We start from the raw sequence: 23,621 nt of genomic DNA, 5'->3' as shown, positions 1-23,621 counted from the left end.
AAACGAATAGAAAAACTGTCCTTGCCCATCTTCCTGCCGCCCCATCATGCGCCGCTCCCGCTGATGCCCTCTCCACCAAGGAATCACGGTTCGCGAGTCGTCTCAACGGGAGTTTTGCAACACAATCCTGCCGAAAGCGGAAGACTGTGATCTAGTTCACATCTTTTGCCGGAAGATAGGTGTTAATTGGAGCTCGTAGTGCAGATCAACTCGAACAACGAGGTTGGATCATGCCTGCCATATTCGACCTCCTCTACCGCGAATACTGCCGTGCCCGCCTTGCGGAAATGCGGACGCAACTTCTGATCTCGTCTGCGAGGCACGAGGTCCCGGAAGCGATTTGCGATGCAAAGGATGCTGTCGGTGCGACGGTGGATCGCTCGACAGAAGAACTTCCCGGTCGCCAGAGTGGCCCGCCGGTTCGCGGGCGCTAACGCGGACCTGTCCACCGGCCACGGAGCAGCGCGCCGCGACGACCCCGGAAGCCGCCACGACGCGACTTCCGGGTTCAAATTGGTCGAGCGCTCGGTCTTACTTGCGTAATGGCGACGCCGGAGATCGCGAGCAGCCCACCGACAATCAACTTTGGCGTCATGCGGTCGCCAAGGAACAACACGCTCGAAATCAGGGCGAACACCGGAAGCAGCAGACCGAAGGGTGCGACGCGGCCCATGGAGCATCGGGCGATCAGCCAGAACCAAAGTCCGAACCCAACAATTCCTCCGATGAAAATTGTGTAGGCGAGTGCCAGCCAGCCACGTTCATCTGCCGTGACAAGGCTTGCCAGTTGTCCATGTTCAATGAGTAACGACATCAACATGACCTGCGGCACCGTGAGTAGCGACGACCACCCCATCAACATCAAGGGATCAAAAGGGCCGTAGCGCTTCGTCAGGACGTTGGACACCGCGAAAGCGAAGGCTGCTCCGACCACAAGCAGAAGCGGAAGTGGGTTTGCCGACAGGCCAGGCTCGGCCGCCAACACGACCACGCCAACGAATGCAATCAGCACTCCGGCGGACGTGGTAAGAGACGGTCTCTCCGCGAGTAGCGGCCAGGCTAACAGGACGGTGAAGGGCGTAGCGAGTTGATATGCGACGGCCGACATGCTTCCCGAACCGAGCCCAAGGCCAACATAGAAGAGCCCGAAGTTCAGTCCACCAAGGAAAATCGAAATAGCTGCGATAGGGCCGAATTGTTGACGCGCGGGCCTGTTGACGAACGGAACAAGCAGCAGCGCGATGGCCAGGAAGCGCAGTGCGAGGAAGAAGAGAGGCGGAAACTCCGTTACGCCCACTTTGATGGCCACGAACTGATAACCCCAGAGCAGGGGAACGGCCACCGCGCAGACGACCTGGATGGCAGACATGGCATTCTTCCTTTCAAGACCGAGCGGTCTATATATCGGCGCGCCAATAGAGGAGGCGTCCAAGGGTTGTTTACCTGATGAAGCGGTCGAGAAGAGCGTCAGCGGTGGCTTGCGCTGTGATTCGTGTCGGCGCCGTTTTGCCGACCACTCGCAGCCCCTCGACGAAACAGACGAGAATTCGGGCGGCGCTTGAAGGCTCAACGCCATCGGCCAACTTGCCCGCCGTCTTCGCACGGGAAAGTGCATGGGCCACCCTGGCCTCCATGGCTTTGAAAAAGCCCGCGATGCGACGACCAACTTCAACATCCTGGCCAGCCAGTTCCATGGCTGTGGCCACCAGCAGGCATCCGCGCCGACCATTGGCACCGGTCGTGCGGTCAACGTAGCCGGCAAGGTAGGCCCGCAGGCCGTCGACCGGCTCTCCGCGGGGGTCAAGTTCGATATCCATCCGTGTCAGGGCATCGGCAATGTAGCGATCAAGCGCACGCAAGAAGAGCGAGTGCTTGTCACCGAAAGCGGCGTAAAGGCTGCCACGCGAGAGCTTCGTCGCGCGAAGAAGGTCCGGGAGCGCCGTGGCGTGATAGCCGCGCGACCAGAACACACCCATCGCGCGTTCGACAGCGGCTTCCACGTCAAAGCTTCGGGGGCGGCCACGGGGCAACTGCACTGGGGTTTGGCGGCTCATCGCTAATATATAGACCAATTGGTCTTTAAATCGCAAGTGATCGCTTCGACTCCAACAAGCGACATTAGCCTTGCGCCCGGCAGTAAAGCGCGGCTGGCAGTTCCGGTTGATCGGTTTTACACCCGGTTGTGGGTTGGAGCGGCTATGGTGCAAGAGCGATCAGGAAGGCTCTGGCACGGGACGCATAGCGGTTTTCAAGCCGGCTGTTGCGCCGGGTCGGCGCCGTACAGGTTCGGCCCCTTGGTGCCCGGCAGAATGCCGAGCTCGACGATGCCCCATAGCGCGGGCGGAAGGCTCGCAAAAATCAGGATCGAGCCGGTCGAGAAATCTCCGCTCCGGCCGGTGCTGGGGTCGTTAAAGAGGTAGATGCTGACGCCGCCACAGAACAGGGCGAAGGGGAGCAGCCAGAAAACCAGCAGCCACCAGCCGTTCTTGTTGCGGTCGTGCAATCGCTTGCTGCCCACGGCCAGTATCGGCCACAGGCTTAAGAGCCATATGAATTGCGAGGTCAAGGCGACCATCAGGACGGCCGCCTCTTCGCTGTCGAGGAGAAAGGGGGCGAAGGTCGAGATCAGCCCCGCGACGATCAGGGCGAGGATCGCCAGCCAATAGGTGCGGCGGCCGATCCGGCCATCGAAGCTGAAGAGGATCTTCTGCAGTTTCATCGCATCCTCGCCAGGGGGCGTCCTCTCGGGTGCTTTGATTGGTCGGTACGGCGGCAGATTTGGTTCGAAACGGAGTTCCTTCAGGCAGGCGGGCAACTTCGTGAAGTCCGAGTCTCACCGCTACTTGCGGGAAATAGCCGCCGCCCTCTGCTTGCGGCAAGATGATCGACGGCTCCTTCGTGCCGACAGCAGACTAGCGGCAGGGGCAAGGTCGCCAAGGTAAGGTCTCCGAACCTTGCGGGCGCTGTTGGAGGCGCACGCAGCCGCCGCAGGATCGTCATTGATCCCGCGGCGACGCGATAGCGTTATGCGACTTCCTGTTGAGCGACTTCCTGTTGCCGCACCGGCTCGGCCGGCGTCGCAAGCTCCTTGGCAAGATTGGTCGCGCCGACATAGTCGGTCTTGCCGGAGCCCAGCAGCGGCACGTTGCCGACCACGCGGATATCCGCCGGCACCGCCAGTTCGGACGCGCCGACGGTCTTGGCCTGGCGCTGCATCGCCGAGCGTTCGGCATCCTTCTGCGTGGTCAGGAGCACGATCCGCTCGCCCTTGCGCGCATCGGGTATAGATACCGCAACCGACATCGCCTGCGGCCACAGCGCTGCGGCCATGGCTTCGACCGCCGACAGCGAGACCATCTCGCCGGCAATCTTGGCGAAGCGTTTGGCGCGGCCCTTGATGGCGATGAAACCCGCCGCATCGATGGTGACGATGTCACCGGTGTCGTGCCAGCCGCCGGCGAGCGGCTCCAGCACGCCGGGATTTTCCGCACGGAGATAACCCAGCATGACGTTGGGCCCGCGCACCGACAGACGTCCGCCTTCGTCGATGCCGGGGACCGGATCGAGGCGGGCTTCCATCAGCGGCGACAGCCGGCCGACGGTGCCCGGACGGTTTGCCATCGGCGTGTTCATCGCGAGCACGGGCGCGGTCTCGGTGACGCCGTAGCCTTCGAGGACGCGGATGCCATAGCGCTCCATATACACCTGCCGAGTACGGTCCTTCACCGCTTCCGCGCCGGCAATCACGAGGCGCAGGGTGCGGAAGTCGTAGGCATGGGCCGAGCGCGCATAGCCGGAGAGGAAAGTATCCGTGCCGAACAGGATGGTGGCGCCGGTCTGGTAAATCAGTTCCGGCACGATCCGGTAATGCAGCGGCGACGGATACATGAAGATCGGAATGCCGGCCAGCATCGGCATCATCATTCCGCCCGTCAGGCCGAAGGAGTGGAACACGGGCAGCACGTTGAACACCTTGTCGTTGGCATTGGCATCGACCCGCGCCAGCGCCTGTGCCGCATTGGCGAGGATGTTGCGATGGGAGAGCACGACACCCTTGGGCGTGCCTTCCGACCCTGACGTGAACAGGACGACCGCCGGATCGTCCGCCTTGCGGGCGGTGCGGGGTGCGGTGCCGGCGAGCAGGCCGCGGACCTTGTCGAGCGCGCCGATCGAGGCGCGGACATCCTCAAGATACACGACCCTGGCCTGGCCGGCGATGGCGGCGACGAGCTTGTCGAGCTTGCCCTTCTCGATGAAGGCCTTCGAGGTCAGCACGGTCTTGACTTGCGCGGCCTGCATCGCCGCCAGCACATTGACCGGACCGGCGGAGAAATTGAGCATCGCGGGCACGCGGCCGATGCTCTGCAGCGACATGAACACGACGGCGACACCGGCCGAGTTCGGCAGCAGCACGCCGACATTCTCTCCGGCTGTGGTGCCCTTCTCCAGCTTGCGGCTCAGCACCTGGGCGCCGAGGATCAACTTGCGATAGGTCAGCCTGGTGCCGAGCGCGTCCTCAATGATCGGCTTGCCAGTATCGCGGTCGCGATGGGCATGCGCCAGCGCTTCGAACAGGGTCTGCTCCATCATGGCGTTCTTGACCGTCGCGTCGATCATGACGTCCTGCAGCGCGGCGCCTGCCGCATTGCGCCTGGTCTTGCCCTTCAGCGACGGGTCGACCGGCAATTTGACCGGCGGCAGGATCGTGATCGTCACCTTGGGGAACCACGAGCGTTTGATTTCGCCGTTCTTCAGGTAGCTCAGATGCGAACGCTGCGCGCCCTCGATGCGGACGGGCACAACGACCGCATCGGCCTTGTCGGCGATCATCGCGGTGCCGTCATAGACCTTCATCAGCGAGCCCGACACCGTGATGCGGCCCTCGGGAAAAATCACCACCGGCTCGCCCGATGCCACCAGCTTGATCAGGTCGCGCGCCGCCAGCGGCTTGGTCGGATCCATGGTGTAGTGCTTGATCAGCTTCAGGAACGGTTTTGCCCACCACGCCTTGGAAATCCCGGTGTCGACGGCAAAGCTGGCGTCGATCGGCAGCGTGGCATGCAGCAGGGGGCCATCGACCAGGCTGACATGGTTCGGCGCGATCAGCATGCGGGTGCCGGCCGGCGGCAGATTCTCCATGCCGCGGACCTCGACGCGGAACAGCGCACGAAACAGCAGCGCGCCGAAGTCGCGCACGCCTTCGCGGCCCCATTTGCCGAGCACGAACCAGACCGAGCCAAAGCTTGCGATCGCAAGGCCGAAGAAGATCCAGGCGACCGGAAGACCAAGCGCCTGCAATCCCGCGACGAATAGTGAGCCGGCCACCATGAAGGCAGCCTGCAGCACGTTGCCGGCGGCGATCACGCGGGCCCGTTCCGACGGCGCGGACCATGCCTGGACCGCGGCGAAGGACGGTACCACGAACAAGCCGCCGCCAACGGCGAACAGGAAGAAGTCGGCCAGCATCCGGACACCCGCGAAGGAGGTGATGAATGCGGCGGCGGTTACGTCAGTTCCGTGCACCGTGCTTCCGATGGCCCAGGCCAGATCGAGACCGACGAGGCCCATCACGATGGCGCCGATCGGCACCAGCGCGAGATTCGGACGCACGTGGCTGAGCTGCGCGGCAACCAGCGAGCCCGCGGCAATACCGATCGCGAACACGGCGAGGCAGACCGTCACGACGCCTTCAGTGCCGCCGATGCCGCCCTTGACCAGCGCGGGCAGCAGCGACAGCACGATCGCGCCGACCATCCAGAACCAGGACACAATCAACATGCCGTCCCACAGGCGCGGTTCGGCGTAGAGCGTCTTCAAGAGGTGAACGGTGGAGGTCCAGGGATTGGCGGTGATCACTAGATCAGGCGCGGACGGCTGGCTCACGGGGATACGGGCCGCGAACACCCAGGACAGGATCGACAGCCCGACCACGGCCAGGCAAATCCATCCCATATGCGAGGCGCCTGCGACAAACAATGCGCCGGCGATCGTGCCGATCAAGATCGCCATGAAGGTCGCGCCCTCGACGAGGGCGTTGCCGGTTGCGAGTTCGGAAACCGATAGCTGGTCGGGAAGGATCGCGTATTTCACCGGGCCGAACAGGGCGGCTATCATGCCGAACAGCGCGAGCGCCACGAACAGCAATGGGATCGAATGCACGTAGAAGCCGGCGGCCGCAAAGCAGGCGGCAAATATTTCGGCGAACTTCAGGCGCCGCGCGACGGCCATTTTGACGAATTTGTCGGCCAGTTCGCCGCCGAGCGCCGAAAGCACGAAAAAGGGAAAGATGAAGACCGCACCGGCCAGCGTCACCAGTGGAGCGCCCTCCTCAGTGGCCACGCCATAGAGCAGCATGATGACGAGCGCATTCTTCAGCACATTGTCGTTCAAGGCCGAACAGAATTGCGACCAGAACAGCGGGGCGAAGCGGCGAGAGGACAGCAATTCCTTGATCATGACTATTTCCTGTTACTTCCGGCGGGCAATCCCGGATGTGGTCTGCAAATCGTGAGCTGCTAACGTGAGCGTCGTCGGTCGTGCGAAAGTTGTGGCCGATGCGCGAAGTGGTCGCCGGGCACGGTGCATCGAAAGGTTGTACGGAAAGTTATCCGGACATTGTCGCGCGGAACTTGCTCGACGGTTTGCCGCGGAATGGTGACCCCATTCTTACGATTGGAGGCACATTTGAACGAAAGCGGCGGCGCCTCAGGTCAGGTAGTGCAGGGAGGCAAAGGGCGACAGCGAGCGCTTCCACGGGCTGCGAGGACGATGGGCCTTCATCATCGCGCGCAGGCGACGCGCCGACTGCCGGCGGGCCAGAACGCCGCCGACGTCGCAGGCATTGGCAATGCGCTCGATCGGCGCGGTGGCGATGTGGGCGATAACCTTGCCAAATCCCTTCACGAGTTCGATGGCATCGTCGACGAAAGTGGTGGTCAGCTGGGAAACGAGGGTTTGCATTGGGGTAGCCTCCGGGTTAAATGAACATTGTTCAAAATGTATAGGACAAACGTGAGCATTGCTCAAGAAGAATCTTTGCGGGACCGCAAAAAAACTTTGCGGCGCCATCTCATGATCGAGATCGCCCGTGGCTTGATTGCCACTAATGGCTTGAGATCATTGAAGGTTCGGGATGTCGCGGAGGCCGCCGATTGCTCGATCGGAAGCGTCTATAACGAGTTCGGAGACTTCGACGGCCTGATCCTGACCGTGAATCGCGAGACGGTTCGGGCCCTGACCGCCCAACTGGTCGCGGTCCCTGCCGAAGACCCGGTTCGCCAGCTCCACGGATTGGCCGAGAGCTACCTGACGTTCGCAACCGATCACGCCAATCTTTTGCGCTCGCTGTTCGAACACCGGATGGAGGGCGACCGGCCGTTCCCCGAAGACATCCTGCGGATGGTGATGCAGGCGTTTGCGCTGATGCATGAGCCGATGGTCCGGTTCTTGCCCGACCGGGATCCGGAAGAGGTCGCGTTGCTGGCGCGCATGATGTTCTCCGCCGTGCACGGCATCATCTCGCTCGGCCTGGAAGAGCGAATGGTCGCGGTGCCGCCGGAAAAGCTGCGCCAACAATTGGCGCAGTTCGTGGATACACACCTGGCGGGGTTGAGCATCCCTCTTGTTAAAGCGCGAGACGGCGAGGTCTGACCCTGCCGCGCGAGTGCCTTTACAGCTCGCCAGTTCAGGAGCCGCGCAGCAATTCGCTGATCACGTTGAACTGGTTGTCGCGAAACTCGACCATATAGCCGTCCTTGATCGGACGGTAGTCCGTCGGCGAGGTGTTGAGTTTCACCCCTGGCATCAGCATCGGCAGCGCGACGCCCTTGAGGTTGGCCGCCTGCGCCATGATGTTTTCGCGGCTGAGGTCGTTCTTGCACTGGGTGAGCACCACGACCAGCGCCTGGGCAACCATGTAGCCATATCCCGCCGCCATGTTGGCGGGATCGATATTGGGCAGTCGCGCCTTCATGAAGTCCCGGTAGGTGACCAGGTCGGCGTCGGTGGAATCAACCGAATAGGGTTTTAGCGATCCGACCGACATGATGCCGCTCGCCGCCTCGAGCCCGGCCGGCACCATCACCGTTTCCTTGTTGGCGCAGCCCGAGGAGATGAACCGCATCGGACGCCAGCCGGTTTCGTACGCCTTTCGGATCGCTTGCGCACACGCACGCGGCGTCACGCTGTAGATCAGGAAGACGTCGGCCTTGGTGTTGGCGAGCGTGAGGATCTGCGAGTCCACCGTGGGATCGGCGACTTCGAAACTCGCAGCCATCGCGATCACCTTGTCGGCGTTCGCGCCAAGCGCTTCCTTGACGCCGCGCAGATAATCCTTTCCGGCGTCGTCGTTCTGATAAAGGATCGCAAAGCGCGCATTGGGATTCCTGGCGCGGGCGAAGCGCACCTCGATGCCGGCTTCCTCGACATAATTGGGCGCCCAGGGCAGCGCCATCAGCCAGCGCTGATTGGTCGGGTCGTTCCATTTCGATGCCGAGCTGATCAGGAACAGATACGGCACCTTGGCGCCGTTGAGATATTTCGCGGTCGCCGAACTCGGCGCGGTGCCCATGGTTCCGAACATGAAGGCGACGCCGTCATTCTCGACCAGCCGGCGTGTCGCCTCGACCGTCTTCGGCGGCGAAAAACCGTCGTCGAGCGAGATCATGTTGAGCTTGCGCCCGTTGACGCCGCCCTTCTCGTTGATCAGGTCGAAATAGGCCGCAAAAGCCTTGCCGGTGACGCTGAGCGCCGACGCCGGGCCGCTATACGGCATGATGTTGCCGAACTTGATCTCGGTGTCTGATATGCCGGGCTGCTGGGCTGTCGCTGTCGTCGCCGCGCCAAGGGAGAGCAGCGCTGAAGCGAAAAACGCCGGGACGAACTTGCTCGATCGGATCATGCTTCATCCTCCCCGGCGAATGGCCGGCAATGTTGTTATTGGTTTTGATCCAAGGCTAGGGCATGCTCGGGCAACCGGTCTTGCGTTCAGTTGCTGGACACAGCGCGCGCCGGGTTTGCGGGTGCGGCGGCCGCGTCTGCACGATCATGCCAGCCGCTCAACGCAAGTTTGCGAGAGGCAAATCGGGGCATCGTGATCCTTTCGGAGGAAGCCATGCTGGAGCGAACGAAAGCGCAAAGCCCGTTCTATACGGCCGAGCACGAGGCGTTCCGCGACGTGATGCGCCGCTTCGTGTCGCGCGAGATCGAGCCCTATGCCCATGAATGGGACGAGGCCGGCGAGTTTCCGCGCGAGCTTTATCGAAAAGCTTCCGGGGTCGGGCTGCTCGGGCTCGGCTTCCCGGAAGAATATGGCGGGGTGGCTGCCGACCAGTTCATGAAGATCGTGGCATCGCAGGAGCTGGCGCGCGCCGGCGCGGGCGGGGTCAGTTCGAGCCTGATGAGCCACACCATCGGCTCGCCGCCGATCGCACGCGCCGCGAGGCCCGAGGTCAAGGCAAGGGTGCTGCCGCAAGTGCTATCGGGCGAGAAGATTTCGGCGCTCGCGATTACCGAACCCAGCGGCGGCTCCGACGTTGCCAATCTCCGCACCAGGGCGCGGCGTGACGGCGACCACTATGTCGTCAGCGGCGAGAAGACTTTCATCACCTCGGGCATGCGGGCCGACTATCTGACGGTCGCGGTGCGGACTGGCGGCGAGGGGCCGGGCGGCGTCAGTTTGTTGCTGATCGAAGGCGACACGCCGGGCCTGTCGCGCACGAAGCTGAAGAAGATGGGCTGGTGGGCGTCCGACACCGCGACGCTGCATTTCGACGAGTGTCGCGTAAGGTGCGAAAACCTGATCGGCGAGGAGGGCCAGGGTTTCAAGATCATCATGCATAATTTCAACAGCGAGCGCATGGGCATGGCGGCAAGCTGCACGGCCTATGCCCGCGTCTGCGTCGAGGAGGCGATTGCCTATGCCAAGGAGCGCAAGACTTTTGGCAAGCCGATCGCACAGCACCAGGTGATCCGTCACAAGCTGGTCGACATGGCGCAGAAGGTGGCGGCGTCGCAGGCGATGCTGGAAATGCTGGCGTGGCGGCTTGGGCAAGGCGAAAGCCCGGTCGCCGAAATCTGCATGATGAAGAACCAGGCGACCCAGACCATGGCGTTCTGCGCCTCCGAGGCCGTGCAGATTTTTGGCGGCGCCGGCTTCATGCGCGGTGTCAAGGTCGAGCGCATCTACCGCGAGGTCAAGGTCAACGCCATCGGCGGCGGCACCGAGGAGATCATGAAGGATCTCGCTTCGAGGCAGATGGGGTTGTGAAGGCCACGCCCACGTCATTCCGGGGCGCGTCGAAGACGCGAACCCGGAATCCAGAAGTTGGACGAACCGATCGAGATTCCGGGTTCGGCGCTTCGCGCCGCCCCGGAATGACAGGGAAAATCAAAATATGCTCTTCACCGCCGACCACGACGAACCCCGCCGCATCTTGCAAAAGTTCATCGCCGCCGAAATCAATCCCTTCGTCGACGATTGGGAGAACAACGACATCTTCCCGGCGCACGAGCTGTTCAAGAAGCTCGGCGACCTCGGCTTTCTCGGCCTCAACAAGCCGGTCGAATTCGGCGGCCAGGGGCTCGATTACTCCTACGCACTGATGATGGCCGAAGAACTCGGCGCCATCAAATGCGGCGGCGTGCCGATGGCAATCGGCGTGCAGACCGATATGGCAACGCCCGCGCTGGTGCGGTTCGGTTCGGATGAAGTGCGACGCGAATTTCTTAGCCCCGCGATTGCGGGAGATGCGGTCGCCTGTGTCGGTGTTTCAGAGCCCGGCGCCGGTTCCGACGTCGCCTCGATCAAGACCCAGGCGCGCTCCGATGGCGATGACTACGTCATCAATGGCGGCAAGATGTGGATCACCAACGGCGTGCAGGCCGACTGGATCTGCCTGCTCGCCAATACCAGCGACGACCAGGTCCACCGCAACAAGTCGCTGATCTGTGTGCCGATGAAAGCCAAGGGCGTGCAGGTCGCGCGCAAGCTCGACAAGATGGGCATGCGTTCCTCCGATACCGCGCAGATCTTCTTCGACAATGTCCGGGTGCCCAAGCGCAACCGGATCGGCGAGGAAGGCAAGGGCTTTACCTACCAGATGGTGCAGTTTCAGGAAGAGCGGCTGTGGGGCGCGGCCGCCTGCCTCAAGGCGCATGAATTCATTATCGGCGAGACGATCGAATATACCCGCAATCGAAAAGCATTCGGCAAGTCGATCCTCGACAACCAGACCGTCCATTTCAAGTTGGCGGAGATGCAGACCGAGGTCGAACTGCTGCGCGCGCTGATCTACCGCGCCGCCGAGGCGCTGGTCGCGGGCGAGGACGTGACGCGGCTTGCCACCATGGCCAAGCTCAAGGCCGGGCGTCTGGGCCGCGAACTCACCGATGCCTGCCTGCAGTTCTGGGGCGGCATGGGTTTTATGAACGAGACGCCGGTCAGCCGGGCCTATCGCGACAGCCGCCTGACCTCGATCGGCGGCGGCGCCGACGAGGTGATGCTGACAGTGCTGTGCAAGATGATGGGCACGCTGCCGAAAAACTAATAAAAGCCCGATCAGAACTTACGAGGGAATGCCTGATGATCACGCTCTATCACTGCGACGGCGCACGCTCATTTCGTCCGCTCTGGATGCTCGAAGAGATGGGCTTGCCCTATGAGCTGAAAATGCTGCCGTTCCCGCCACGCGTGTTCGCCAAGGAATATCTCGCGATCAATCCGCTCGGCACCATTCCGTTCATGATCGACGGCGAGACCAAAATGACGGAGTCCTCCGGCATCTGCTATTACCTCGGCACCACATACGGTCCGACGCCGCTGGTGGTCGGGCAGGACGATCCGGCCTACGGCGCGTTCCTGAACTGGATGTATTTCAGCGACGCCACGCTGACTTTTCCGCAAACGCTGGTGCTGAGATACAGCCAGCTCGAGCCGGAGGAGCGGCGGAACCCGCAAGTCGCCGGTGATTACGCCAAATGGTTCCTCGGCCGGCTGCGCGCTGTCGAGGCAGCCACCGCGAATGCCGAAACCTTGTGCGCCGGTCGGTTCACCGCCGCCGATATCGTCAATGGCTATGCGTTGCGGCTGGCGGGCAATATCGGGCTGGCCAAAGATTTCGGGCCGAACGTAGCGGCCTATTGGGCCCGGTTGCAGGAACGTGACGGATATCAGCGCGCGGTTGCGGCGGAACGCAAGGCCGGCGTCGAGCAGAACGTCGCGCCACGGATCCAGGCCTGAAAGAGACCCGTCATTCCGGGATGGTCCGAAGGACCAGACCCGGAATCTCGAGATTCCGGGTTCGCTTCGCGCCCCGGAATGACCGTCTTTGCGATAGATGACACCTTCCAATTTTCCGCTATGGTTGACCCCATCGCAGCGGCCAAAGAGCCGCGCGAGGAGGACGCACCATGGACGATGTCGGCCACAAATCCGGCCATCTGATGCTGATCACCCCGGAACGCGTGTTCTACGCCGGCCTGCTCGGCCGTCCGCGCCAACGCTGCTCGGGCGCGTTCAACATCTATGTCGCGCTTGAGGGCGGTCTCTGGCTCACCACCGCCGATGGCCGGGAAACCCATGGCGAAATGGTCGCCCTGTTGCCGAACATCAGGCACACCATCGCCAGCGATTATCGCTCGGTGCTCAGCGTCGTGATCGAGCCGGAGAGCGTTCGCCCCGGTGTGCTCGAAGACCTCGCACGGCGTCTCGCGGGACCTGAAGGCGCAGCTTTCACCAGCCGCATCCGCGCTGCCTATCGCGAACTGCGCGAGCATCATGCCGGCGACGCGTTCTCCAGCGTCGAATTCGATACGCTTTGTCTTGGTGAAGCGCTGTCGCGGCGCGAACTCGATCCCCGCGTGGCGCGCGCGATTCTGCAGATCGGAAAATTCTCCGGCGAGCCGGTGACGGCGGCGAGCTGCGCCACGGAGGCAGGATTGTCCCCGTCGCGCTTCCTGCATTTGTTCAAGGAAGAGACCGGCATTTCCTTCCGTTCGTTCCGCGCCTGGAAGCGCGCGCGACATCTGCTGCATTTCGCCAACCAGGACATCAACCTTGCGCATCTGGCGCAGGATATCGGCTATCCCGACTCCACGCATTTCAGCCACTCGATCCGCCGCTTCTATGGCTTGAAGCCGCGCGCGATCTTTTCAGGCTCGCGCGATCTGGCGATCTATAGCCACCGCCTCGTCGCCGCCGGCAATAGCGGGTGGACGCAAGAAGCCGGCTGATGCCCGACGCATGATCGCGAAAGCTATTTTCGCGACTCCTCGTGTCCCGCAATCGAAGGCTGATCCATGGGCGACAAGGCCGTCATTACCTGCGCGCTGAACGGCGTGCTGACCGATCCGAAGCAGCACAACGTACCTGTTACGCCGGAGCAGATGGCGCGCGAGGCCAGGGCCGCGTTCAACGCCGGCGCCAGCATCATGCATGTCCATCTGCGCCAGCAGGAGCCAAACAAGGGGCACCTGCCGTCCTGGGACGTCAGCGTGTCCAGGGAGATTCAGCAGGCTATACGCGAGGCCTGCCCCGGCGTCATCATCAACCACACCACGGGCACATCGGGGCCCAAGTATCAGGGCGCGCTCGACTGCGTGCGCGAGACGAGGCCCGAGATCGCGGCCTGCAACGCCGGTTCGCTGAATTATCTCAAGGTGAAGTCCGACAACACCTGGGCCTGGCCGCCGATGATGTTCGATAACGCGGTCGAGAAGGTGCAGGACTATCTCGACGTGATGAAGGAAGCGGGCACGATCCCCGAGTTCGAATGCTTCGACGTCGGCATCGTGCGCTGCGTCGGCATGTACCGGCAGACCGGGATGTATTCCGGCCCGCTCGAATATAATTTTGTGATGGGCGTGGCGTCCGGCATGCCGGCTGATCCGGAACTGCTGCCGATCCTGCTGAAACTGAAATTGCCGGACGCGCATTGGCAGGTCACCGCGATCGGCCGCGCCGAAATCTGGCCGCTGCACCAGCGCTGCGCCGACCTCGGCGGGCATCTGCGCACCGGGCTGGAGGACACCTTCTATCTCGCCGACGGCGCCAAGGTGACTTCGAACGGGCAGCTCATTGAGGCCATTGCCGCGTGCGCGCGGCGCGCGGGCCGCGAGATCGCAAGCCCGGCGGAGGCGCGGCAGATTTTCGGGACAAGGCATTGAAGTCGTCATTCCGGGGGGCGCGAAGCGTGAACTATGGTGCGCAATTGCGCACCTGAGAATCTCGAGATTCCGGGTCTGGTCCTTCGGACCATCCCGGAATGACGGAGTGAGTTAATCAATGGCTATCCTCGAATCCACCATCTCCCCCTCCAGCGCCGCCTATAAAGCCAATCGCGACGGAATGCTGGCGCTGATCACACGTATGCGTTCGCTGGAAGATCGCACGCGTGCGGCATCGGCCGCGGCACGGGACCGCTTCCACAAGCGCGGGCAGTTGCTGCCGCGCGAGCGCGTGGCGCTGGTGCTCGACCCCGGATCGCCCTTCATCGAACTGTCGACGCTCGCTGGCTACATGTTCGACGTGCCGGATGCGGACAAGAGCGTGCCCGGCGGCGGCGTGATCGCCGGCATTGGCTTCGTCACCGGTATCCGCTGCATGGTCAGCGCCAATGATTCCGGCATCGATGCCGGCGCGCTGCAGCCGTTCGGCCTCGACAAGACGTTGCGGGTGCAGGAACTGGCGCTGGAGAACAAGCTGCCCTACGTGCAGCTGGTCGAAAGCGCCGGCGCCAACCTGTTGCGCTACCGGGTCGAGGACTTTATTCGCGGCGGCAACATCTTTCGCAATCTGGCACGGCTGTCGGCGGCAGGGTTGCCTGTCGTCACCGTGACGCATGGCTCTTCCACCGCCGGCGGCGCCTATCAAACGGGACTTTCCGATTACATCGTGATGGTGCGTGGCCGCACCCGCGCGTTCCTCGCCGGGCCGCCGCTGTTGAAAGCCGCAACGGGCGAGATTGCCACCGAGGAGGAACTCGGCGGCGCCGAGATGCACACGTCTATCTCTGGTCTCGGCGACTATCTGGCCGAGGACGATCGCGACGCGCTGCGCATCGCGCGCGACATCATGGCCAATCTGGAATGGGATCGGCCGAAGCCTGCGGAAGCTTCCTTCAAGCCGCCGCGCTATGATGCCGACGAACTGCTCGGTATCATGCCGATGGATCACAAGCGTCCGGTGGACATGCGCCAGGCAATCGCGCGGTTTGTCGACGATTCCGACTTCACCGAGTTCGGCGCAAACTACGGTCCCGCCACCGTATGCGGCCATGCCCGTATCGAGGGGCAGGCGATCGGGATCATCACCAATAATGGCCCGCTCGATGTGCCCGGCGCCAACAAGGCGACGCACTTTATTCAAACCTGCTGCCAGTCGCGCACGCCGATTCTGTATATGAACAACACCACGGGCTATATGGTCGGCAAGGCGTATGAGGAAGCCGGCATGATCAAGCACGGCTCCAAGATGATCCAGGCGGTGACGTCGGCGACCGTGCCGCAGATCACGATCTATTGCGGCGCCTCGTTCGGCGCCGGCAATTACGGCATGTGCGGGCGCGGCTTCCATCCGCGCTTCTGCTTCTCCTGGCCGAACGCCAAGACCGCGGTGATGGGCGGCGAGCAGGCGGCTGAAACCATGACGATCGTTACCGAGGCCGCTGCGGCGCGGCGCGGCAAGCCGATCGAGAAGGAAAAGCTCGACGCCATGAAGGCGCAGATCACGGGCGTGTTCGACGGCCAGATGGACGTGTTCTCGACCAGCGCGCGGGTGCTCGACGACGGCGTGATCGATCCGCGCGATACCCGCAGCGTGCTTGCCGAGGTGCTGGCGATCTGCCGCGAGGCCGAGGCACGCACGCCCCAGCGCATGCAATTCTCGGTCGCGCGGCCATGAGCGGAACTGAATTGAAGCGAACGCCGTTCTTCAAGGTCCTGATCGCCAACCGCGGCGAGATCGCGCTGCGAATCATGCGCACCGCGCGCCGGCTCGGTTATGGCGTGGTCGCCGTCTATTCCGATGCCGACCGTGACGCCCTGCATGTTCGCGAGGCGGATCAGGCGGTCGGGATCGGCGAGGCGCTGCCGGCGCAGTCCTATTTGCGGATCGACGCCATCATCGCTGCCGCCAAGGCCAGCGGCGCCGGCGCGGTGCATCCCGGCTATGGCTTCCTCGCCGAGAACGAAGACTTTGCACAGGCCTGCCGCGATGCCGGGCTGGTGTTTATCGGTCCGTCTCCGGAAGCAATCCGGGCGATGGGCAACAAGGCGGGCGCCAAGGACATCATGCAGAAGGCGGGCGTACCTATCGTGCCCGGCTATCAGGGCGCGGACCAGAGCGACGCGACGATGCTGGCGGAGGCCAGGAAGATCGGCGTCCCCGTCATGATCAAGGCGGTCGCCGGCGGCGGCGGACGCGGCATGCGGCTGGTTACCGACGCTGCGGCATTTCCGGATGCGCTGCGTAGCGCGCGGTCCGAAGCACAGGGCGCGTTCGGCGATCCCACCGTCATCCTCGAACGCGCCATCGTAAATCCCCGGCATATCGAGATCCAGGTGTTCGGCGACCGCTACGGCAACGCCATTCATCTCGGCGAGCGCGATTGTTCGGTGCAGCGCCGGCACCAGAAGCTGATCGAGGAAGCGCCGTCGCCGAAGGTGACGCCGGAGTTGCGGGCGCGCATGGGCGCGGTCGCGGTCGCTGCGGTCAAGTCGATCGGCTATGAGGGGGCCGGCACGCTGGAATTCCTGCTCGACCCAGGCGGCGAGTTCTACTTCATGGAGATGAACACGCGGCTGCAGGTCGAGCATCCCGTCACCGAGGCCGTCACCGGGCTCGATCTCGTCGAACTGCAATTGCGCATTGCAGCCGGTGAGCCGCTCGGGCTCAGGCAGGAGGATGTCAAATTCTCCGGCCATGCCATCGAAGTGCGGTTGTGCTCGGAGGACGCCAATCACGATTTCATGCCGCAGTCCGGCACAATGGCGCTGTGGCAGATGCCGGATGGCGTCCGCGTCGAGCACGCGCTGCAATCCGGCTCCGAAATCCCGCCGTTCTACGATTCGATGATCGCCAAGATCATCAGCCATGGCGCCGACCGCAGCGAGGCGCGGGGCCGGTTGATCTGCGGTCTGGAGCAGACGGCGGCGCTCGGCGTCACCACCAATCAGGGATTTTTGATTTCCTGCCTGCGTCATCCGGGCTTTGCCAAGGGCGAAGCGACCACGGCCTTCATCGGCCAGCATCGCGATGAACTGTTGGCGCCGCGCGCCAACGACAAGGCGGACGCCGCGCTGGCGGCGCTGTTGCTTTATGTCACCAATCCGCACGCGCCACCCTGGCGCAGCGGGCGAAGTCTGGCGGCGACGTTCCCGCTGACGACGCGGATCGATCTTGGCCATGGCGTGCGCGAACTCGATATCGTGCGTGAGCGCGATGGGAGTTATCTGGCGAACCTTGATGGTGGCGAACAGCGTTTCGAGATTGACGAACTCGACCGCGATACGATCCGCTTCCGCACCGACGGGATCATGGAGTCAGTCAGATTCCTGCGCGACAGCGATCGGCTGTACTTTCTGCATCGCGGCGCCACCATTGCCGCCCGAGACCTGACGCTTGCGCCACCGGCGTCCGCGGCGACCGCGGGCGGCGATGGCAAGGTGCGCGCGGCGATGAACGGCCGCGTGGTGGCGGTGCTCGTCAAGCCCGGCGAGCAGGTCGCAGCGGGCCAGCCCGTGATGACGCTGGAGGCGATGAAGATGGAGCATGTACACATGGCGGGCGTCGCCGGTACGGTGTCGTCCATCGATGTTGCTGAAGGTGAGCAGGTGACGACGGGCAGGATCGTGGTCGAGATCGCGGCGGCGTGACAAAAGTCTCTGTCGTCTCGGGCTTGACCCGGGACCCATAACCACAGGACTGTGTTGTGCGAATGCTGGAGCTCCAGCCGATGTGACATCAACCATCGGTGGTATGGGTCCCTGCGTTCGCAGGGACGACGATAGACTTACTCCGGTCTCCCCGTCCCATCATTCAGCCAGCACGCTACCTCATGCCGTTCGCCAGCCGCCACCAGCGCCGGCCGCTCCACTCTGCAGCGTTCCATGGCGTAGCGGCAGCGGGTATGGAAGGCGCAGCCTGACGGCGGGTTGATGGGACTCGGGACATCGCCGTCGACCATTGGCGCCAGTTTCTTCGCTTTGGGATCGGCGATCGGGACCGAGGCCAGCAGCGCCTGCGTGTAGGGATGGCGCGGGTTTGCAAACAACTCGCCTTTGTCCGCGATCTCGACGATGCGCCCGAGATACATCACGGCGACGCGGTGGCTGATATGGGCGACGACGGCGAGGTCGTGGGCGATGAACAGGTAGGAAAAATCATTCTTGCGCTGCAGGTCGATCAACAAATTGATCACCTGCGCCTGGATCGAGACGTCGAGCGCCGACACCGGCTCGTCGCACACAATGAGACTCGGCCCAAGCGACAACGCCCGCGCGATGCAGATGCGCTGCCGCTGCCCGCCCGAGAACTGGTGCGGATAGTTCTTCATCTGGTCGGAACGTAGCCCGACCTGCGCAAACAGTTCAGCGACGCGTTCCTGTTGCGCGCGGCCGGTCGCAAGACCGTGCACGCTGAGCGGCTCGCCGACGATATCGCCCGCGGTCATGCGCGGATTGAGCGAGGCGAACGGATCCTGGAACACGATCTGCATCGAGCGCCGATGCGGCCGCATCTCGGCCTTGCTCAGGCCGGTAATGTCGGTGCCGTTGAGCTTGATGGCGCCACTGGACGGCTCCACCAGCCGCAGCACGCTGCGCGCGACCGTCGACTTGCCGCAGCCGGACTCGCCGACCAGCCCCAGCGTCTCGCCCTTGCCGACGGAGAAGCTGACGCCATCGACGGCGTGCACGGTGCCGACGCGACGTCGCAGCACGCCGCCGCGCACCGCGTAATGCTTGACGAGGTCGGTAACCTCCAGCAACGGGCGTTGATCGGTCATGGCGCGCCTACCAATTCTGTCGCGCGCCAGCACGCCGCAAAATGATCGCCGTCGACTTCCTGCAGCGGCGGGTATTCTGCGCGGCAGCGATCGACGGCGAGGCTGCAGCGCGGCGCAAAGGCGCAGCCCGGCGGCAGGTTGGTCAGCGACGGCACCATGCCGGGAATTTCGTTCAGTCGTGCGTCGGTCTTGGCGCCAAATGAAATCACCGCCGGCATCGAGGCCATCAGCCCGCGCGTATACGGGTGCTTCGGGTTCTCGAACAGGTCTTCCACGGTCGCTTCCTCGACCTTCTTGCCGGCATACATCACGATGACGCGCTGTGCGGTTTGCGCCACGACGCCGAGATCGTGCGTGATCAGGATCAATCCGGTTCCGAGCGTCTTCTGCAGATCGACGATCAGCGCCAGGATCTGCGCCTGGATCGTCACGTCGAGCGCGGTGGTCGGCTCGTCCGCAATCAACAGCGCCGGTCGGCACGCCAAGGCCATCGCGATCATCGCCCGCTGCCGCATGCCGCCGGAAAGCTGATGCGGATATTCGTGCGCGCGGCGTTCCGGCTCGGGAATGCGGACGAGGCGCAGCATCTCGACCGCCTTGGCCCACGTCTCCCTGGAGGTCATTTCCCGGTGCAGGCGCAGCACTTCGGTGATCTGGTCGCCGATCCGCATCACGGGATTGAGCGAGGTCATCGGCTCCTGAAAAATCATCGAGATCCGGTTGCCGCGGATCTTGCGCATCTCGGCCTCGTCGAGGCCGAGCAGATCGGTCCCTTCCAGTGTCACCGAGCCGCCGACCACCCGGCCCGGCGGGTCCGGCACCAGCCGCATCACCGACAGCGCAGTCACGCTCTTGCCGCAGCCGGACTCGCCGACGATCGCCAGCGTCTCGCCGCGGCGGACGCTGAACGAGACATCGTCGACGGCGCGGAACAGACCTGAGTTGGTGAAGAACACCGTCTGCAGGTTCTTCACATCGAGAACGATGTCATCCTTCTGCGCCTCGGTCATCAGCCGCGCTGCCTTGGATCGAGGATGTCGCGCAATGCGTCGCCGAACAGATTGGTGCCGAACACCGCAAGGCTGATGGCGACGCCGGGGAATATCACCAGCCACGGCGCGGTGCGGACATATTCCGCCGCCGATTCCGACAGCATGCGTCCCCAGGACGGATAGGGTTCGGGAATGCCGAGGCCGAGGAACGACAGCGAGGCTTCGGTGAGGATGGTGGAGCCGAGTTGCGCGGTCGCCAGCACGATCAGAGGCGCCAGCGTGTTGGGCAGCACGTGGCGCAGCGCGATGCGGGTCTCGCTCATGCCGATGGATTTTGCGGCCTCGACGAACGGCAGTTCGCGCAGCGCCAGCGTATTGGCGCGAATGACGCGGGCGACAGTCGGGATCAGCGGGATCGCAATGGCGATGATGACGTTCGGCAATGACGGCCCGAGCGCCGCCGTCATCACCAGCGCCAGCACCAGCAAGGGCAGGGCCTGCAGAATGTCGGTGATGCGCTGGAATAGCAGGTCAACCCAGCCGGACAGATAGCCGGATGCTAGCCCGACAATGACGCCGATTGACGATCCCAGTACGGTGGCGCCGATGCCGACGGCGAGCGATACGCGCGCACCGTGCACGATCCGGCTCCAGACGTCGCGGCCGAATGAATCGGTTCCCATCCAGTGCGCCGCGCTGGGTGAGGCCAGCCGTTGCGCGGAATCGACGCTGAGTGGATCGTAACGGCAGATCAGGTCGGCCGAAATCGCCATCCAGACGAACATCACCATGATGACAAGGCCGATCGTGCCGAGCAGATAGCGCTGCGCCAAAAACAGCAGACGGCGCCAGCCATGCGTCGAATGGGCGCCGGCCCGTCTTAACTCGCTGTCGAAGTTGATCGTGGCCAAGCGGCTAGTCCCCATAGCGGATGCGCGGGTCGATCGCGGCGTAAAGCATGTCGACGGTGAAGTTTGCGACCACCACGACCACGGCGATCAGCATCACGAGATTCTGGACGATCGGGTAATCGCGCCAGCGCAGCGCCTCGACCAGGAAGCGGGCAACGCCGGGAATGTTGAACACGGTTTCGGTGACGATCAGCCCGCCGATCAGGAACGCCGCCTCGATGCCGATCACGGTAATGACCGGTAGAATGGCGTTCTTCAGCGCGTGGCGATAATTGACCGACGCCTCGGAAGCGCCCTTGGCGCGCGCGGTGCGGATGTAGTCCTGCCGCAGGATTTCCAGCATCGAGGAGCGCGTGATGCGCATGGTCAGCGCGGCGCTGCGAAAGCCGACCGCCATTGCGGGGACGGCATAGATCGCAAAAGCCTCGGTCCAGGTCTTTGGATTCGGATTGTAGATCGGCATGCTGCCGAACAGCGAAACCGAAGCCATCAGGATCAACAGCCCGAGCCAGAAGGAAGGCAGCGACAGGCCGCTCAGGCTGACAACGCGCAAGGTATAGTCGAGCCGCGAGCCCTGATGGACTGCGCTGAGCACGCCCAGGGGAATGCCGATGGAAGCGGAGAACAGCAGCGCCAGCGCCGCCAGCCGCGCGGTGATTGGAATGCGCGGCAGGATCTCCTGCAGCGCCGGCTTTTCCGACACGTAGGAGTAGCCGAGATCGCCGTGCAGTAGCCCGCCGATCCAGTTCAGATATTGCTGGTAGATCGGCAGGTTGAGGCCAAGCTCCTTTTCGAGGTTGGCCTTGTCGGTGGGGTCGACGAAGCCGGCGGCGTCGAACAGGATATCGACGATGTTGCCGGGGACGACGCGCAGCAGCACGAAGATGATGATCGAGATCCCGATCAGGGTCACGAGCATCAATGCAAGGCGCCGCACGATATAAGCAAACACCTGGCGGTTTCTCCCGTCAGCGTATTCCGCAAAAGTGGGTACCGGTTTTGCGATCGGAATACGCGTAAGTTATTAGATTTCGACTGGCGAACGGATTCCGCGGCTGGGCTTTACTTGTCCATCCAGACGTCTTCGTAACGATAGCCGTTATAGGAGCTGTTCACCATGATGGTGATGCCCTTGACGTAAGGCTGCCAGCAGGAGCCGTTCCGGCTATGGTATATGATCGGCCTCGCCACATCTTCCTGAAGCTTCTTGTCGATCTCCCAGACCAGCTTCTTGCGCTTGGCAACATCCTTCTCGACCGACTGCTGATCGAACAGTTTTTCGATCTCCTTGTTGCAGTAGTTGGTGTAGTTGCGCTCCGATCCGCAGGAATAGTTCTCGTAGAACGACTGGTCGGGATCGTCGACCGCGTTGCCGGTGAGGTTGAGGCCGAGCGCGTAGTCCTTGCGCGCGACCTTCGGGAACCATTGCGCGGTGTCGACGACGTCGAGTTCGCCATCGATGTAGATGCTCTTGATCTGGTCGATCAGGATCACGGCAGGATCGCGGTAAATCGGAATGTTGCGCGTGGCGACCTTGACGGCGAGACGCTTGTCCGGGCCGAAACCCGCCTTCTGCATCAATTTACGCGCCTCTTCCCGGTTGGCGTTGATGTCGGGGCCGTAGCCCGGGATCGATTCCAGCATTTCCTTCGGCATAGCCCACAATCCGCCCGGCGCCGGCAGCATGGTGCCGCCGATATCGGCCTGCCCCTCGAACAGGATCTGCACGAACGCGTTGCGATCCAGCGCCAGCGCTAGCGCCCGGCGAATGTCCGGATTGTCAAACGGCGGGGAGGACGAGTTGACGATGATGTTGGTCGAAACATTAATCGGCTCGACCACGCAAACCGCGTTTGGCGCCTGCGACTTGACCTCCTTGAGCAGCGGGATCGACACTTCGGTCGGGAACGTCATGTCGAATTTTCCGGAGACAAATCCGAGAATCGCCGTCGAGCGGTTGGTAATGATGGTGAATTCGATGCCGTCGAGATGCGGCAGGCCCTTCTTGAAGTAATCAGGGTTCTTCGTGAGCTTGATCGACTCGTTGGCCTTGAACTCGACGAATTTGAACGGGCCGGTGCCGATCGGCTTGGTGCGCATGTCGGCCGGAGAGACGTGGCAGGGGTAAACCGGCGTGTAGCCCGAGGCGAGCAGCGACAGCAAAGCCGGCTGCGGCCGCTTCAATTCGAAGGACGCTTCGAAATCGCCGTTGACGGTCACGTCGCTGACCTGATCATACCAGGACTTTCGCGGGTTCTGGCGGAACTTCTGCTGCGACTTGCCCATCACCATGTCGAAGGTGCATTTGACGTCGGCCGACGTGAACGGCTTGCCGTCATGCCATTTGACGCCCTGCTTCAGCTTGAAGGTCAGTTTCTTGCCGTCGCTGCTCCAGGCCCAGCTCTCCGCGAGATCGGGGACAATCGAATCCACGCTGTTCTGCGCCACGTCCTGCTTGAAGACGACGAGGTTGTTGAAAACCGGCATGAAGGGAATGTTGATCGAATAGGTCGCGCCTTCGTGGATCGAGGCGCTGCCCGGGCTGTCGCGGTGATAGACCCTGAGGATGCCGCCCTGTTTCGGCTCGCCGGCCGATGCAACGTCAAAAGCCGGAAGCAATAACAATGCCGCGACAACAAGCGCTTGCACGCTCCGCATGATCCCCTCCACATTTTTCGGTCTCAACCGGCCGATTGGTATCGACGATACCATGGCGC

Annotated in this window: 19 protein-coding genes; 8 read left to right on the top strand and 11 right to left on the bottom strand. The window is 63.0% G+C overall.

The genetic code is table 11. The annotated features are described in order from the left end of the window. Window positions 1-508 precede the first annotated feature (508 nt). From C7G61_RS26815 to C7G61_RS26795, 5 genes are all read right to left on the bottom strand, one after another. The gene (locus C7G61_RS26815; protein ID WP_108519668.1) at window positions 509-1,369 is read right to left on the bottom strand and encodes a DMT family transporter; all 861 of its coding nucleotides are present in this window, start codon (window positions 1,367-1,369) and stop codon (window positions 509-511) included. A gap of 70 nt (window positions 1,370-1,439) precedes the next feature. Beyond that, a complete protein-coding gene (locus C7G61_RS26810) occupies window positions 1,440-2,054 on the bottom strand; it encodes a TetR/AcrR family transcriptional regulator (protein ID WP_190242000.1) in 615 nt (204 codons plus the stop codon). A gap of 194 nt (window positions 2,055-2,248) precedes the next feature. Further along, window positions 2,249-2,719 (bottom strand): DUF805 domain-containing protein, encoded by a 471-nt coding sequence (locus C7G61_RS26805; RefSeq protein ID WP_108519667.1) that lies wholly within the window; start codon window positions 2,717-2,719, stop codon window positions 2,249-2,251. A gap of 305 nt (window positions 2,720-3,024) precedes the next feature. After that, window positions 3,025-6,456, bottom strand: a complete 3,432-nt coding sequence (locus C7G61_RS26800) for an acyl-[ACP]--phospholipid O-acyltransferase (RefSeq protein ID WP_108519666.1) — start codon at window positions 6,454-6,456, stop codon at window positions 3,025-3,027. Between the two features lie 249 nt (window positions 6,457-6,705). Further along, window positions 6,706-6,960, bottom strand: a complete 255-nt coding sequence (locus tag C7G61_RS26795; protein ID WP_108519665.1) for a hypothetical protein — start codon at window positions 6,958-6,960, stop codon at window positions 6,706-6,708. Window positions 6,961-7,071: 111 nt separating this feature from the next. Between C7G61_RS26795 and C7G61_RS26790 the strand changes: the two genes are divergently transcribed. Further along, entirely contained in the window at window positions 7,072-7,650 is a 579-nt protein-coding gene (locus tag C7G61_RS26790) for a TetR/AcrR family transcriptional regulator (RefSeq protein ID WP_108519664.1), read from the top strand. A gap of 34 nt (window positions 7,651-7,684) precedes the next feature. On the opposite strand, the gene C7G61_RS26785 is transcribed toward C7G61_RS26790, so the two are convergent. Continuing rightward, complete coding sequence (locus tag C7G61_RS26785) at window positions 7,685-8,899, bottom strand: ABC transporter substrate-binding protein (protein WP_108519663.1); 1,215 nt, start codon at window positions 8,897-8,899, stop codon at window positions 7,685-7,687. 213 nt (window positions 8,900-9,112) lie between these two features. Here C7G61_RS26785 and C7G61_RS26780 point away from each other — a divergent pair, with 213 nt between their 5' ends. The 7 genes from C7G61_RS26780 (at window position 9,113) to C7G61_RS26750 (ending at window position 17,871) form a co-directional block, all read left to right on the top strand. Next, entirely contained in the window at window positions 9,113-10,267 is a 1,155-nt protein-coding gene (locus C7G61_RS26780) for an acyl-CoA dehydrogenase family protein (protein WP_108519662.1), read from the top strand. 127 nt (window positions 10,268-10,394) lie between these two features. Beyond that, a complete protein-coding gene (locus C7G61_RS26775) occupies window positions 10,395-11,546 on the top strand; it encodes an acyl-CoA dehydrogenase family protein (RefSeq protein ID WP_108519661.1) in 1,152 nt (383 codons plus the stop codon). Window positions 11,547-11,581: 35 nt separating this feature from the next. Next, window positions 11,582-12,238 carry a glutathione S-transferase family protein gene (locus C7G61_RS26770; protein WP_108519660.1) on the top strand — a complete coding sequence of 219 codons (657 nt, stop codon included), beginning with the start codon at window positions 11,582-11,584 and terminating at the stop codon, window positions 12,236-12,238. 170 nt (window positions 12,239-12,408) lie between these two features. After that, a complete protein-coding gene (locus C7G61_RS26765) occupies window positions 12,409-13,230 on the top strand; it encodes an AraC family transcriptional regulator (RefSeq protein ID WP_108519659.1) in 822 nt (273 codons plus the stop codon). 66 nt (window positions 13,231-13,296) lie between these two features. After that, window positions 13,297-14,163: a beta-keto acid cleavage family enzyme gene (locus C7G61_RS26760; protein ID WP_108519658.1), complete on the top strand. Its 867-nt coding sequence runs from the start codon at window positions 13,297-13,299 to the stop codon at window positions 14,161-14,163. A 118-nt stretch (window positions 14,164-14,281) separates the two neighbouring features. Continuing rightward, entirely contained in the window at window positions 14,282-15,898 is a 1,617-nt protein-coding gene (locus C7G61_RS26755) for an acyl-CoA carboxylase subunit beta (protein WP_108519657.1), read from the top strand. Continuing rightward, entirely contained in the window at window positions 15,895-17,871 is a 1,977-nt protein-coding gene (locus C7G61_RS26750) for an acetyl/propionyl/methylcrotonyl-CoA carboxylase subunit alpha (protein ID WP_108519656.1), read from the top strand. Before C7G61_RS26755 ends, C7G61_RS26750 begins: the two co-directional genes overlap by 4 nt. Before the next feature lie 137 nt (window positions 17,872-18,008). On the opposite strand, the gene C7G61_RS26745 is transcribed toward C7G61_RS26750, so the two are convergent. From C7G61_RS26745 to C7G61_RS26725, 5 genes are all read right to left on the bottom strand, one after another. Continuing rightward, a complete protein-coding gene (locus C7G61_RS26745; protein ID WP_108519655.1) occupies window positions 18,009-19,001 on the bottom strand; it encodes an ABC transporter ATP-binding protein in 993 nt (330 codons plus the stop codon). After that, window positions 18,998-20,011 (bottom strand): ABC transporter ATP-binding protein, encoded by a 1,014-nt coding sequence (locus tag C7G61_RS26740; RefSeq protein WP_108519654.1) that lies wholly within the window; start codon window positions 20,009-20,011, stop codon window positions 18,998-19,000. The genes C7G61_RS26745 and C7G61_RS26740 overlap by 4 nt, the downstream gene beginning before the upstream one ends. Continuing rightward, window positions 20,011-20,904 carry an ABC transporter permease gene (locus C7G61_RS26735; RefSeq protein WP_190241996.1) on the bottom strand — a complete coding sequence of 298 codons (894 nt, stop codon included), beginning with the start codon at window positions 20,902-20,904 and terminating at the stop codon, window positions 20,011-20,013. The genes C7G61_RS26740 and C7G61_RS26735 overlap by 1 nt, the downstream gene beginning before the upstream one ends. Before the next feature lie 4 nt (window positions 20,905-20,908). Then, entirely contained in the window at window positions 20,909-21,856 is a 948-nt protein-coding gene (locus C7G61_RS26730) for an ABC transporter permease (protein ID WP_108519652.1), read from the bottom strand. A 110-nt stretch (window positions 21,857-21,966) separates the two neighbouring features. Continuing rightward, window positions 21,967-23,562, bottom strand: coding sequence for an ABC transporter substrate-binding protein (locus C7G61_RS26725; RefSeq protein WP_108519651.1), 1,596 nt, complete (start codon window positions 23,560-23,562; stop codon window positions 21,967-21,969). Between the last annotated feature and the right edge of the window lie 59 nt (window positions 23,563-23,621).

It is taken from the genome of Bradyrhizobium algeriense (assembly GCF_003062295.1).
GTDB lineage: Bacteria > Pseudomonadota > Alphaproteobacteria > Rhizobiales > Xanthobacteraceae > Bradyrhizobium > Bradyrhizobium algeriense.
The sequence above is the reverse complement of the archived record's forward strand: the minus strand, read 5'-3'. Positions and strand labels throughout refer to the sequence as shown.